At 32.1% G+C, this 14269-nt stretch carries 15 protein-coding genes; 4 read left to right on the top strand and 11 right to left on the bottom strand.

Going from position 1 to position 14269, the window contains the following annotated elements:
* The first annotated feature begins 3 nt into the window (after positions 1–3).
* A complete protein-coding gene (locus ES044_RS07665) occupies positions 4–879 on the top strand; it encodes a TIGR01777 family oxidoreductase (RefSeq protein WP_147117463.1) in 876 nt (291 codons plus the stop codon).
* A 420-nt stretch (positions 880–1299) separates the two neighbouring features.
* On the opposite strand, the gene ES044_RS07660 is transcribed toward ES044_RS07665, so the two are convergent.
* From ES044_RS07660 to rsfS, 7 genes are read right to left on the bottom strand one after another with little or no spacing between them, the layout of a single operon-like run.
* The gene (locus tag ES044_RS07660; protein WP_147117462.1) at positions 1300–1935 is read right to left on the bottom strand and encodes a YceI family protein; all 636 of its coding nucleotides are present in this window, start codon (positions 1933–1935) and stop codon (positions 1300–1302) included.
* Positions 1932–2237 carry an acyl-CoA-binding protein gene (locus tag ES044_RS07655; protein WP_223269080.1) on the bottom strand — a complete coding sequence of 102 codons (306 nt, stop codon included), beginning with the start codon at positions 2235–2237 and terminating at the stop codon, positions 1932–1934. Before ES044_RS07655 ends, ES044_RS07660 begins: the two co-directional genes overlap by 4 nt.
* Positions 2212–2868, bottom strand: coding sequence for a phosphatidylserine decarboxylase family protein (locus tag ES044_RS07650; RefSeq protein ID WP_147117460.1), 657 nt, complete (start codon positions 2866–2868; stop codon positions 2212–2214). Before ES044_RS07650 ends, ES044_RS07655 begins: the two co-directional genes overlap by 26 nt.
* Positions 2869–2870: 2 nt before the next feature.
* Positions 2871–3665 carry a phosphatidate cytidylyltransferase gene (locus ES044_RS07645; protein ID WP_147117459.1) on the bottom strand — a complete coding sequence of 265 codons (795 nt, stop codon included), beginning with the start codon at positions 3663–3665 and terminating at the stop codon, positions 2871–2873.
* Between the two features lies 1 nt (position 3666).
* Positions 3667–4251: a hypothetical protein gene (locus tag ES044_RS07640; RefSeq protein ID WP_147117458.1), complete on the bottom strand. Its 585-nt coding sequence runs from the start codon at positions 4249–4251 to the stop codon at positions 3667–3669.
* Between the two features lie 12 nt (positions 4252–4263).
* On the bottom strand, positions 4264–6243 hold the full coding sequence (ftsH, locus tag ES044_RS07635; RefSeq protein WP_147117457.1) for an ATP-dependent zinc metalloprotease FtsH: 1980 nt from the start codon (positions 6241–6243) through the stop codon (positions 4264–4266).
* Between the two features lie 21 nt (positions 6244–6264).
* Positions 6265–6633, bottom strand: coding sequence for a ribosome silencing factor (gene rsfS / locus ES044_RS07630; protein WP_147117456.1), 369 nt, complete (start codon positions 6631–6633; stop codon positions 6265–6267).
* Positions 6634–6720: 87 nt separating this feature from the next.
* Here rsfS and ES044_RS07625 point away from each other — a divergent pair, with 87 nt between their 5' ends.
* Positions 6721–7452 (top strand): biotin--[acetyl-CoA-carboxylase] ligase, encoded by a 732-nt coding sequence (locus tag ES044_RS07625; protein WP_147117455.1) that lies wholly within the window; start codon positions 6721–6723, stop codon positions 7450–7452.
* Here the strand turns inward: ES044_RS07625 and ES044_RS07620 are convergent.
* Both ES044_RS07620 and pyrE read right to left on the bottom strand, forming a co-directional pair.
* Positions 7449–7838, bottom strand: a complete 390-nt coding sequence (locus ES044_RS07620; protein ID WP_147117454.1) for an SRPBCC family protein — start codon at positions 7836–7838, stop codon at positions 7449–7451. The two genes, ES044_RS07625 and ES044_RS07620, sit on opposite strands and share 4 nt — an antisense overlap.
* Positions 7839–7850: 12 nt before the next feature.
* Positions 7851–8492: an orotate phosphoribosyltransferase gene (gene pyrE / locus ES044_RS07615; protein WP_147117453.1), complete on the bottom strand. Its 642-nt coding sequence runs from the start codon at positions 8490–8492 to the stop codon at positions 7851–7853.
* 7 nt (positions 8493–8499) lie between these two features.
* Between pyrE and ES044_RS07610 the strand changes: the two genes are divergently transcribed.
* Both ES044_RS07610 and ES044_RS07605 read left to right on the top strand, forming a co-directional pair.
* The gene (locus ES044_RS07610) at positions 8500–9105 is read left to right on the top strand and encodes an NUDIX hydrolase (RefSeq protein WP_147117452.1); all 606 of its coding nucleotides are present in this window, start codon (positions 8500–8502) and stop codon (positions 9103–9105) included.
* A 43-nt stretch (positions 9106–9148) separates the two neighbouring features.
* Entirely contained in the window at positions 9149–10810 is a 1662-nt protein-coding gene (locus tag ES044_RS07605; protein ID WP_147117451.1) for a SulP family inorganic anion transporter, read from the top strand.
* A 42-nt stretch (positions 10811–10852) separates the two neighbouring features.
* Here ES044_RS07605 and ES044_RS07600 read toward each other — a convergent pair whose 3' ends face one another.
* Positions 10853–12121: a DNA cytosine methyltransferase gene (locus tag ES044_RS07600; RefSeq protein WP_147117450.1), complete on the bottom strand. Its 1269-nt coding sequence runs from the start codon at positions 12119–12121 to the stop codon at positions 10853–10855.
* The gene (locus tag ES044_RS07595; protein ID WP_147117449.1) at positions 12111–13541 is read right to left on the bottom strand and encodes a DNA cytosine methyltransferase; all 1431 of its coding nucleotides are present in this window, start codon (positions 13539–13541) and stop codon (positions 12111–12113) included. Before ES044_RS07595 ends, ES044_RS07600 begins: the two co-directional genes overlap by 11 nt.
* Positions 13542–14269: the final 728 nt, after the last annotated feature.

Raw genomic sequence — 14269 nt, 5'->3', positions numbered from 1 at the left:
AATATGGGAAAAATACTAATAACCGGAGGTACAGGTTTAGTGGGCACTAGACTTACAGAAATGTTGATTGAAAAAAATCATGATGTTGTAATCTTAAGCAGAAGTCCTGAAAAAGAAAACGAATTTAAATGGGATATTGCTAAAAAATATATTGATAAAGCTGCTTTTAATAAAGTAGATTATATCATCCATTTAGCAGGTGCAGGCATTGCAGATGAACGCTGGACGGATAAACGTAAAGAAATCATTATCGATAGCAGAGTTGAAACTGCAAATTTACTTTTTAACACGATAAAAGAAAATAACATCCCTATAAAAGGTCTTATCTCTGCTTCAGGAATTGGTTATTATGGAGCGATAACCACAGATACTATTTTTAAAGAAACAGCAAAAGTTGGAGATGATTTTTTAGGCGAAGTGTGTCAAAAGTGGGAAGATGCTGCCCATCAATTTGAAAGCTTGCAAATCCCTGTAACCATTTTAAGAACTGGTATTGTTTTGTCTAAAAAAGGAGGTGCTTTAGAAAAAATGAGATTGCCTGTAATATCTCCCATAGGTTCTGGAAAACAATATTTACCTTGGATTCATATAGACGATTTATGCGAAATGTACATCCAAACAATTGAAGGTAATTTAAAGGGTATTTATAATGCGGTTGCGCCAGAGCATCATACAAGTATAACATTCTCAAAAGCATTAGCAAAAAGCATTCATAAACCTTATCTTGGTGTCTGCGTACCTGGTTTTATGTTAAAACTATTATTTGGAGATTTATCTGTGATCCTTTTAAAAGGCAGCAGAATTTCCGCAAAAAAAATCAAAGACGATGGATATATTTTTAAATATGCAAAATTAGGAAAAGCTTTAAAAAATTTATAAAAAAGTTGATTTAATAAACTCTATTTTCTATTATTAACCAATTATTGTTTCACAAAAGGGTTGCGCATATCAATAGAATTAAGCTAATTTAATCGATAGAATTCCCCGACTCCCTGCGTCGGTGGTCAAGATTAAAGTTTGAAATCCTGGGTTTTCATCAAACTAAAAATATGGTTTTTTTCCGCTTGATACCTCGATGGCTCTGCCTCGAGGTTGTTCATTTCTTCGATTAAACACAAAATTAAAAACTCAAAAAGAATCTTTATGCATAACCAAGTTACAGATACCTTTTTAAAACAATTAAAGTATCCCCTTATACTCCGCAGAAAAAATAAACAACTAATTACTTGTAAAAATTAGAACAAAAAAAAGGTATAAAATTTAAAAATTTTATACCTTTTTTATTTTCTTTATACGCAACTAGAACGTAGATGTAATATTTAAAGAAACTTCACTCCAAGTTTTAGAAACCCCATCTGCACCCGTATGTAAAAGCTCACATACCTTATTTAGAGAAGCTAAAGCTTGTGTCGCTTTCCAGTTAGTAACATCCATAGTAGAAGTCATGCTAAACGTTTTATCGACTATCGTGTAGGTAAAAGGCACTTCTTTTGTAATACCATTCATCTTTATTTCTGCAATTCCTGTAGTATCATCTGTAATCGTTAATTTGCCTGATAATGATGCGGTGTTTTCCATCATACCAAAAAAGAATTTCTGAATTTTATAATCTCTACTTGTATCTTTTGTGTACAAACCACTAATAGGTATCGAAAAGGCTGTATTGTTAATTGCTTCTTTTACACTAGTTCCCTCACCACCAGAAAGTACTTCTATTTTTTTAAACCATCCGCCAACACCAATTTTTTCAGTAGTTTTATAGGCAATAAATTTAATATCATTTGTAGCATTCATCACTGCAAAAGGTGCAGTGCTTTTTGGTGTTGCTACCTCTATCGTTTTTTTACCTCCTTCTTGTTTAGTCTCCGATTTACACGCTGAAAAATTAAATGCTGTTGCAATAATTAAGAAAGAAATTATACTTATTTTTTTCATGATTTAAGTTTATTTTGAATTAAAATATTGTTTGCGAGTTCTATGTACTCTTTTTTAGCGTCTTCGGCAGACATGCCGTTTACCTGAACCCAAGCATTAAACTTGAATGCGCTTCTCACATCTAAACCGCTATTAGATGAAAATTTATTACCAAAATTTGCTTGCTTGTAGTACGCGTAAAATTTAAGCATTACATCTGGTGCAACTGCTTTTTTCAATTTAGATATTTTATTGAATGCTACCTCAAACTCTTTATCTAAATCGCTGGTATTACTATTATTTTTCTGCAATGACTTGGACACCACCTTTAACTTTATCACCTAAACTTACCTTTATTTGAGTACCAATTGGCAAATAAACATCTACTCTAGAGCCAAACTTTATAAACCCTGCATCGGTGCCTTGCACAACTGTATCTCCTTCATGTGCATAATTTACAATTCTCTTTGCAAGCGCACCAGCAATTTGTCTGTATAGTATTTCTCCCATTGTTTTGTTTTCAACAACCACGGTAGTTCTTTCATTTTCTGTAGATGCTTTCGGATGCCAAGCAACGAGGTATTTGCCTGGATGGTATTTACTATATTTAATAACACCACTCATAGCATATCTTGTAACATGCACGTTTATTGGCGACATAAAGATAGATACTTGTATTCTTTTGCCTTTAAAATATTCAGGCTCTTCTACTTCTTCTATGACTACAACTTTACCGTCTACAGGCGCTATAATAACGTTCTCATTTAAGTCGGTAATTCTTTTAGGATTTCTAAAAAACTGAAGTACGATAATTAGAAAAGCTAATGCAATAATCTGAATTGCTTTCTCAAGCCAAAGCATTTCAATAAATTTTTCAGCCAACAATATAGCAGCTATTGTAAATAAGAATGTAATTACAATTATTTTGTAACCTTCTTTATGAAATCGAATCATAGTTAAATAATAAAATTAATATACAAATATACAAACGGAGCCGCAAATAACAAGCTATCGAGCCTATCTAAAATACCTCCGTGACCTGGCATAATGTTTCCACTATCCTTCATTTTTGCTTGTCTTTTAAATTTTGATTCCACCAAATCTCCTACAGTGCCTATTGTAGAAACAATTACTGCGATTATAGCCCAATTAATCATTGAAAAATCTAAATTATATTTACTAATCAATACTCCTGCTAATAATGAGAAAACGAGTCCCCCAAAAAAGCCTTCGATTGTTTTTTTAGGTGATACTGACGGAAATAATTTATTTTTCCCGAAATTTTTACCAATCAAAAAAGCGAAAGAGTCATTTATCCAAATAATAGATAAAATACCAATCATTAAATAAGGATGAAAACTCCCTTCGTAAAAAGGAAGTAATATTAAAAAACACATTGAAAAGATGACGTATCTAATAGAAACTCCTAGTTTAGATCGTTCATTAGAAAAGCTGATTTCTTTTTTTGCAAACAGCTGATACATTAAAAAAACAGAAGACCCTATTGTAATTGCCAAAATTCCAGTAATGGCATAACTATCTTGTCTTTTTAGCATTAAGAATAACAGTATCGGAAAGAAAATGTAAGCAGCATAACTTTTAAGCTTCGTCATCCTAGAGAATTCCCAAATACATAAAAAACCGAATATACCGATTAGTAAAATGTAAGAATCTTCAGAAAATAGAATTGCCGAAATAAAAATTAAGATATAAACAATTCCAGAAAAAATCCTTCTTACAAGGTTGCGCATATTATAAATCTTCTAATAGCAGCAAATATAAGTTTTTTGAGTTGTTGTTACCATAGTTTAAAAAATTATCATCGCTTTTATTAATGTTATAATTTTTAACTGAACAAATATTGGTTGGTAAATTACCTTTATTATTTATTTTTATCCCAGTTAAACCTTGTCCTGTATCTTTAACTAACTGACTTGTAGTTGCAAAAACAATAAAGTTATCAGGAAACTCTTGTAACCTTATGCTTTTTAATTGATTTGATGAAAATAGAATATCTCCGTTATCTGCAATTAAATGTTCACACGTAGTAAGGATTGGTGTATGTTCTTTAAACTTATCTACTACATAAGTACCTCTCTGATGACAAAGGGCAGCTAATTTAGTATCTAAAAGACAGATTTCATTCCAATTATTTTCTGAAATTACCTTTCTGAAGTTCTCTACTACCTCCTCCTTATTAGCACAATATAAAAACTTGCCTCCTTTTTCAACAAATTTATGCACAAACAGGTCATCAAGTGCTAACTTGACAGCCTGTTTATGAATATTTTCATCCTCTTTTGCAGGGATATTGAAAAGTTTTTTAAAAAAATCCATTTGAAAATAAATTTATTCCTCCGAAACTTTTTCTTCTTTTGAAGGTAAATCTTGCTCTTCTTCTTTTTCTTTTATTTCTGCATCTAAAGCTTCAAAAGGTCTTTTTCCAAAGATTTTTAATAGATCATCTTTAAAGATAACTTCTTTTTCTAACAATAATTCTGCTAAAACTGTCAGTTTCTCTTTGTTGTTAGATAATAACTCAATAGCTCTTTGATACTGAATTTCTATCATTTTAGAGATCTCACTATCGATCATCTTTCCTGTTTCTTCACTGTAAGGCTTTACAAAAGAATCATTACCAGAAGAATCGTAGTATGTAATATTACCTACTTTTTCGTTTAAACCATATACCGTTACCATGGCTCTTGCTTGTTTGGTAACTTTCTCTAAATCGCTTAAAGCTCCTGTAGATATTTTATTAAAAATAATTTTCTCTGCAGCTCTACCGCCTAAAGTAGCACACATTTCATCTAACATTTGTTCTGTTTGAACAATCAATCTTTCTGCGGGTAAATACCAAGCAGCTCCTAAAGATTGCCCTCTAGGTACAATAGTAACTTTAACCAAAGGCGCAGCGTGCTCTAACATCCAACTTACAGTTGCATGACCCGCTTCGTGAAAAGCGATTACTTTCTTTTCTTTTGGTGTAATTACTTTATTTTTCTTTTCTAAACCGCCAACAATTCTATCTACAGCATCTAAAAAATCTTGATGATGAATTGCTTTTTTACCAGTTCTTGCAGCAATTAAAGCAGCTTCATTACACATATTTGCAATATCTGCTCCTGAAAAACCAGGTGTTTGTTGTGCTAAAAATTCAACCTTAACATCATCAGACATTTTTAAAGGCTTAATATGCACTTCAAAAATTTCTTTTCTTTCGTTAATGTTTGGTAGATCTACATAAATCTGTCTATCAAAACGACCTGCACGCAATAAAGCACTATCTAAAACATCTGCTCTGTTGGTGGCGGCAATTACAATAACATTGGTATCTGTACCAAAACCATCCATTTCTGTTAATAACTGATTTAAGGTGTTTTCACGTTCGTCGTTACCACCAGTCATACTATTTTTTCCACGCGCTCTACCTACGGCATCAATTTCATCAATAAAGATAATAGAGGGTGATTTTTGCGCAGCTTGTTTAAACAAGTCTCTAACTCTAGAAGCACCAACACCTACAAACATCTCTACGAAATCTGAACCCGATAGCGAAAAGAAAGGAACATCTGCCTCTCCTGCCACTGCTTTTGCTAATAACGTTTTCCCTGTTCCTGGAGGCCCTACTAATAAAGCTCCTTTCGGAATCTTACCTCCCAACGAAGTATATTTTTCTGGATTCTTTAAAAAGTCTACAATTTCTTGTACCTCTTCTTTTGCCCCTTCTAAACCTGCTACATTCTCAAAAGTTGTTTTTACTTTTGTGTCCTTATCAAATAGTTTAGCTTTTGATTTACCAATGCTAAAAATTTGACCTCCGCCACCAGATCCAGATCCACCACCAGACATTCTTTTCATAAAGAATAACCAAATAGCGATTAAAATAATAAAAGGTAAAAAGCCAAGAACTGCATCAAAAATACTTGTTCTTTCTTTGTTGTCGATATCTACAATTAAATTATTTTCTAATTTTGCTTGTGCAATATTTTCTTCAAAAGTTCTTTGATCTCCAAAATTGTATTCATAAACGGCAGAGCCAGGTCTATAAAACGTAGAAGATGTAAATTCTTTGTGTTTTGATTTACTTAACGCTTCTTGTGTTAAAAAAAGTTGCGCAACATCTTTGTTTAACACAACAATTTTCTTGATATCGTTATCTCTTAAAATTTCCTCAAACTTATTTTTTGAGATACTTTTTGAAGCTAAATCTCCACTACTAAAAAATTGTACAGCAATGATCGCAATCAAAACTGCACCGTAAATCCAATAAGAACTAAATTTAAATTTAGGTAAATTGGTTTTTTTATCTTTATTTGAGTCACTCATTTTTTTATAAAATCAAAAAGGTTAAACTGGATTAATTTCGGTAATTTTTGCATCACCCCAAAGGCTTTCTATGTCATAAAAGTCTCTAACATGCTTTTGAAAAACATGAACAACCACATTCACATAATCCATCAATATCCATTCAGAATTTGTTTGTCCTTCTATATGCCAAGGCTTATCTTTTAGCTCTTTGCTCACTACTTTTTGAACAGAACCAGAAATTGCATTTACTTGCGTATTAGAATTTCCTGAACATATTATAAAATAATCGCAAACTGTATTCTCTAAATCTCTTAAATCAAGTAACTGAATGTTTTCTCCTTTAACATCATCTATTCCCTTGATAATTACAGCGATTAATTCGTCTGTACTTACGTGCTTTTTTGCCATTAATGTCTTCTCTAATTTAGTGCAAAGTTATTATTTTTTTACGAGTTTTATGCGTAATATTGAACTAGTTTACACATTATTTAACACTTGAAATTAATCAAACTTAATGCCATTGCTTCTACCAGCTCTTTTTTAAAAGAATTGTCCCAAAATTCTGTCCTAGAAAACTATACAGTTGTGGTTACTAAAGAGCAGACTAATGGGCGCGGTCAGCAAGCAAACTCATGGGTATCTGAACCAAGTAAGAACCTTACTATGAGTGTATTTATAAATGGTTTTAATTTAGAAATAATCAATCAAAAATACCTGAATTTTGCCATTAGCTTGGCAATATTCGATGTTCTTTATACCAAAGAAATTGGAAAGCTTTCTATTAAATGGCCCAACGACATTCTGTCAGCAAATAAGAAAATATGTGGCATTTTAATAGAAAACAGCATCCGAAGTAATGACATTTACGCATCTATTGTTGGTATTGGTTTAAATGTAAACCAAATAAAGTTTCCAGATTTTCTTGAAAACGCATCTTCTCTTAAAAAAATTACCCAAAATAACTACGACCTAGATAGTTTACTTTTCGAAATTATTGCCCAGATAAAAAAGCGTGTAAAGTTGGTAAAGGCAAAAAAATACACAGAATTAGAAAATGATTATTTAAATGTATTGTATAAAAAAAACATCCCCACTATGTTTAAAGATAGTACTGATGTTTTATTTATGGGTATGATAACGGGTATTTCTGTTGAAGGAAATCTTCAAGTAGAATTGGCAGATGAAACTACCAAAGAATTCAGGATTAAAGAAATATCTATTGCTTAAACCTTTTGTAAATTGTCTGTTAAAGCTACAATAAAACTATTTAAAGGTCTTTTTACCATCATTGCCATCATTGCATTAAACTTGCCGTTAAAATGCAACTGTACCTTGCTAGAATTCATATCAAGTTCTGTAATATCTGCAATTAATTCAAAATCTAACTTGCTGCTTGCGGCACCTAAAGTAATGTTAGAATATTCAGTTTTTTCTTTTAAAATCAATCTAATTTCAGGCATTCCTTTTAAACCAAAAAGAAAGGAATCGCCGTCTACCTCAAATTTCTGAATAGACGCTGGCATTAATTGTTCAAAATTTTTCAAATCAGATAAGAACTCGTACGTTTCTTTTTGAGATTTTGTTACCGTTACTTTATTCCCTTCTATATTCATACTATCTAATTTTTATTGATTCCATTGGCTAGGGTTTGCTCTCCATTCTTGCAAAATAACTAATTCCTTTTCAGAAATATAGTTGCTATCTAAAGCCTGCTCCAATAGGTTTTCATAGTTGCTTAAGGTCTTTAAATTCACATTGTGATTCTTAAAGTTTTGGGTAGCTTCATCAAATCCGTAAGAAAAAATAGCGACCACACCTTTTACAACAGCACCCGCTTCTTTTAAAGCAGCTACCGCATTTAAACTACTATTGCCTGTACTAATTAAGTCTTCTATAACCACAACATTTTGCCCGCTTTCTAGATGCCCTTCTATTTGGTTTTTTCTACCATGTTGTTTTGGTTCTGGTCTCACATACACAAAAGGAACTCCTAGCTCTTGTGCTACTAAAATACCAATAGCAATTGCTCCTGTAGCCACGCCAGCAATTACATCTGGTTTGCCATATTCTAGTTCTGCAATTTTGGCCATTTCCTCTTTCAGAAAAATACGAACAGAAGGATACGATAAGGTTATTCTATTATCGCAATATATCGGAGATTTCCAACCTGAAGCCCATTGAAATGGTTCATGCGGTTTTAACTTTATTGCTTTAATTTGCAATAAATGTTCAGCCGTTTTTTTTGCTGTATCTTTGTTTAAAATCATACCGCAAATGTATAATGTTTTTGTAAATGATACCCCAATTATTATCACATCTTCGCTAAAAAAAGAAAATGATTATCCTGTGTATCTTTTTAAAGAAATAATTTTTGATGAAATTATCTACAAACTTAAGCATAATTCTATTCGTGGTATTACGCTATATAGTTCTGATTTAGAAGAAGATTGGCAAACTTTTTTGCAAAATTTAAAAGTGGTACCAGCTGCCGGAGGGTTGGTTTTAAACGCAAAAAAAGAGGTGCTTTTTATTTTTAGAAATAACGTTTGGGACTTACCAAAAGGGAAAATAGAAAAAGGAGAAACCATTGAAACCGCTGCTATTAGAGAGGTTGAAGAAGAATGTGCCATTTTTGATTTATCAATTATAAAAAAACTACTTACAACCTATCACATATATCACGAAAACGGTGTGAAATTAAAAGAAACGCATTGGTTTTTAATGCACTCTAATTATAATAAAAAACTAATTCCGCAAATAGAAGAAGGAATCACAGAAGTACTTTTTAAAAATAAAGCGGAAACCGACCAAGCTTTGCTAAATACCTATGCAAATATCAAATTAGTCTACGATACTTTTCAAGAACAGCCGTTTTCTTAAAAAACCTTCTATCTTTGCCGACTTCTAAAAGTAAGCAAAAAAAATGACAGATTTTATAAAAAAGATAACACCGAACGCCAAAGATGATATTTTGGCAGGTATTACCGTTTCATTAGCAATGATTCCAGAAGTTGTTGCATTTGCTTTTGTGGCTCAAATAGATCCTTTAGTGGCACTTTCAGGAGCGTTTATTATTGGTTTGATTACTGCTATTTTTGGCGGTAGACCAGGTCTTATTTCTGGAGCAGCCGGTGCAGTTGCCGTTATTTTTGTAGCAATGATTTCTGAAGGACACACCAAAGGAATGTTGTTTGACAGCCCTGTAGATAATATGGGTTATTTTTACCTTCTTGCTTGTGTTATCTTAATGGGCGTAATTCAAGTATTGGCTGGCGTTTTTAAAATAGGAAAATTTGTACGTTTAATTCCGCATTCTGTAATGATGGGATTTGTAAACGGACTGGCAATCGTTATCTTTTGGGCACAAGTAAAAATGTTTTCTCATAAGTCTTTAGAAGTTTCTGCAGAGGGTGTGAAAAATTACGTGAGTACTTTTATGCAAGGCACAGAATTATATATTATGCTTGGTTTTGTAGCTTTAACCATGGCTATTATTTGGTTATTACCAAAACTTACTACCAAATTACCCGCTTCATTAACCGCTATTTTAGTGACTACTTTTATTGTTATCTTTTCTGGTTTAGAAGTTTCTACCGTAGGTTCTTATATTATAGAAGGTGGCGGAACGGGTTTAAAAGGAGAATTCCCGACGCCTAATTTAGAGCTTTGGCAAAACTTACCCATTAATCTAGACACTTTTACCTTTATTTTACCTTTTGCTTTTTTAGCAGCCTCGGTTGGTCTAATTGAGTCTTTAATGACCATGAATTTAGTAGACGAGTTAACAGAAACAAGAGGAAACGGAAACAAAGAATGTGTGGCACAAGGTGCAGGAAATATTTTAAGTGGTCTTTTTGGCGGAACAGGTGGTTGTGGTATGATTGGGCAGACTGTAATTAATATTAATGCTGGTGGTCGTGGTCGTTTGTCTGGTATTATTATGGCTGTTACCTTATTATCTTTTATCCTTTTTACTGATAAATTAATAGAACAAGTGCCCATTGCTGCTTTAATTGGTGTGATGTTTATGATGGTTATAGAAACTTTTGCTTGGTCTAGTTTTAGAATTTTAAAGAAAATTCCGAAATCTGATGCGTTTGTGCTGATTATCGTTTCTGCAGTGACTGTAATTTTTGATTTAGCCATTGCCGTTTTTGTGGGTGTTATTATTTCTGCACTTGTCTTTGCTTGGGAAAATGCTAAAAAGATTAGAGCTAGAAAACGTTTTAGAGAAGATGGGACCAAAGTATACGAAATTTGGGGACCTCTTTTCTTTGGAAGCATCTCTGCATTTAATGAAAAGTTTGATGTAAAAACAGATCCTGAACAAGTAGAAATTGATTTTGTAGAAGCACGTATTTCAGATCACTCTGGTATTGAAGCTATTTCTGCTTTGGTAGAGAAATACCAAGCTGCCAATAAAAAAATTACTCTAAAACACTTAAGTAAAGATTGTAAGGTTTTACTTCAGAAAGCAAGTCCTAACTTTAAAGATGTTATTTTAGAGGATATCGATGATCCTCGTTATCATTTAGCTGCGAATCCAGAAGATTTTCCGAAACCTTTGGGAGAGTATAAGTTTTAGAGAGGAAATACAACTAAAATAAAAAGCTTATTTTGGTTAATGTTATTTAGTTGTATAATTATTGATAACATCAGCAATAGCTATAGCTATTTTTTCAGCCATCAGGGGAGGGACAGCGTTGCCAATCATTTTATAATTGTACCCCATACGTTCTTTAAATTCAAAATCATCAGGAAAAGATTGAAGAAGCGCAGCTTCCTTAACAGTTATGCTTCTTGCTTGATTAGCGTCAGGATGAATAAACATCAATCCGTCTTTGTATAAATGTGCTACAATTGTTTGGGATGGTTTGTCCCATGACAAGCTTCTATATTTAGCATGTTTAGAGTTCTTTCCTAAAAGGGAGTTATAAAACTGAATTCGTTCTAAAATAGAACGTTTATTCATGTTTTTTAAAATCCATTCTTCAAATACTTTAACATCGCGCTCATTATGAAATCTTGGCTTATGATTTTCTTCAATAATTTCGTCCTTGTTAATTGGTACATGAGAATATTTTCTACCATTTATTTTTATAATTTCTTTTGTTGGTTTAAACTTTGGTAGATGATTGATCGCTTGCCTTATAGTTTTAGGTGTTTTTATTTTCTGACGATCAATTGCCTCATAAATAGTTTCTAAATTGAAGTCTTCAGTCTTAAAAGCTCTTTTTATGCCAATAATTATAACCCGGTCTCGTTTTTGTGGAACCCCAAAATCACTAGCAGACTGTATAACACTTTTAAGTTTTTCCGGTCTTTTTATGTCATAACCATGTTCATGAAAATATTCGTAGATTCTTTCAGTAACCCTCTTATCACCGGGATAAGCACTTAATATACCTGGTACATTTTCAAATACAAATATAGATGGTTGAAATTCCTCAACAACTTTAATAAAGCTCTCGAAAAGATAATTTCGATAATCGTCTTTCATAGAGTTTTTATCCTGTGTTCTGCCAGCTACTGAATATGCTTGACAAGGAGGCCCTCCAATTACAAGATCAACTTCTGTTCTTCCTATAAGGCCTCTTAACCCATGATCTATGATCTCCTTGTGATTAGTGTTGCCAAAAGTTTTAATAGTTTCCTCTTTCCAACTACCATTGATCAACTCATCGGTTTTCTGAATATCAAAATGTAAAACTCTTTTAAATGCCTCTTCATTAGTATGTTTCCATTTTTTCTCAAGTCTAGATCTAAGAGTCCTTACCATTGGAATTTCCCATTCGATGTGGGCTAAAGCATGGTATTTCCCTGACATTAGAAATCCTTCAGATAAACCGCCACAACCCGAAAATAAATCAATAAACGTTAATTTTTTATGCTCCATCTTGACAAATAAGGTCTAATATGTTTTTAAATTGTGCCGCAAATACACCTCCTAACAATGGTGGAACAGCATTTCCTATTTGTTTAAACTGATTTCTAGTACTACCCGTAAAAAAATACCAATCAGGAAAAGATTGTATTCTTGCGGCTTCTCTAGGTGTAATACTTCTAGGATTTTCTCCAGGATGGACATATGAATTGCCATCTGTTTCTAAATGAGCTATTATTGTTTTTGAGACACTTTCAGGGTTAAGTTTAAAATACTTGTCTCCAAATCCTTTCACTTTTTTATTTCCATTTTTATCAGTAAAAACACCATAAGTAACTTTTGAAAGTGCTTTTTTATTCACAGAATCATTTAAATATTTTCCCGCTACAAGGTTTCTATAAATAAATAAATCGCGCTCGTTATTATACCTAGATTTATGATTAAACAAATATTTAGGTATCATTAATCTACCATTATAAGTATTTATGGAAGAAAGATATTTACTACAGCCGTTTTTATTTAACAAATCTTTATATGATTCATTAGAAATGTTTTTCCCAAAACAAACCCCGATTTCACTAAATGCAATCTCGGATTCCTCCTTATAATTGTTAGGTTTAGGATTCGATTTTATCTGTGGTAAATCAAAAATAACATCTTTTAATTTTAAAGGATCCTTTTTTGTTTTTATAATTTCTTCAAAAATTGTAGAGGCATTAATAGCATATTTTTCCGCTAAATCTTTACGCACACCAATGAAAAAAATACGTTCTCTATTTTGAGCAAGGCCAAAATATTTTGCATTTAGTATTTGAGAAGATGTGTCGTATCCGTATTCACCTGTAACTTGTAATGATTTTTCAATTAAATCCCTGTAAACTGAAGCTGATGCTAATCCTTTTACGTTCTCAATTAATACAAGTTTAGGCGATAGCTTTTCTGCAAATTTTAAATAATATTTAAATAGTTGGTTTCTTGGGTCGTCAATAAAACCCTTTGTACGTTCTTGCAAAGTAGCTTTTTTTGAGCGACCTATCATGGAAAACCCTTGACAGGGAGGACCTCCTATCAACACATCAATATGACTTATGCCTGAAAGAATATTTTTTACAGCATCATTACCTTTAATGGAGCGCGCTTTTTTACGAAGTTCAACTTCTTTTTTAGTCTCTATAACAGTATGACCTTGCATATCATAAATAACATCACCATTCCCAAGGTGCTCGTAGAGTTCCTTAATATCTCCTAAAATTACTCGATCTTCATTCGTTTTAGGATGCGTTTTTATAAGATTTTTCTTCAAGGTATTCAACGCTGGTTCAGCGATATCATTTGCCATTTCGAGATGAAACCCCTTATTACCAAAACCAATAGTCAAACCGCCCGCACCCGCGAATAAATCTATATAATTATAGCTATTTTTCTTCTTCATATTTTACACTAAAATACACGCATTCGTTGAACTATTCAAACCTTTTTTGAATAGTTTAATTTTGTGGTTGATTATCTGTTTATTTTCAACTAATTATTAAAATTAAGTTAATATATAAAACCTTTCTATAAATAGCAATTTTAGGGTATTCCGAAGTAAACAATAAATACTTCATTTTACAAGTCCTATCAAATAGTCAATATAAAATATATTTTATTAAACAACATCGAGAAGCTCATCCTTTAAAATAGCGTTAAATACGCGATAAAGATCTTCTAAATATATTTTCAAATCAGAGAATTTTCTATTCATTATTTCTCCATTTTTATTTTGACAATTAACTAGATATACTTTATAAGTCTTTGGCTTATATTCTTTTAATTTAAAATTAGGTCTAAAATGGTCTTTCATCAACCTTAAATGTCTCCTACTGTATAATGACATACCATCTTTCATATAAGTTTCAATTTCATCTTGTATTCGATTGTGCAGTAAAGTACTCAAGTTTCGCAGGTCACTACCCCTTGAAAACAAAGAGAAAAAGAATAAAAAAAGTAGCATTTTTATTCCTTTAAGTTTCTAAATTTCAGTACCTTAAAGGTGTAATTCCAATACGCTAAAAATGCTACATACCAAAGATATTAAAAATTTATCAGAACTTAGTGCTACTTTTTGTGATACCCATAAAAAGTCAGAATTTTTCACCAACTATGTGTCGATATTAAAAT

The organism is Polaribacter sp. IC066 (assembly GCF_007997085.1).
Classification (GTDB): domain Bacteria; phylum Bacteroidota; class Bacteroidia; order Flavobacteriales; family Flavobacteriaceae; genus Polaribacter.
This window is presented reverse-complemented; position numbering and strand designations above follow the sequence as displayed.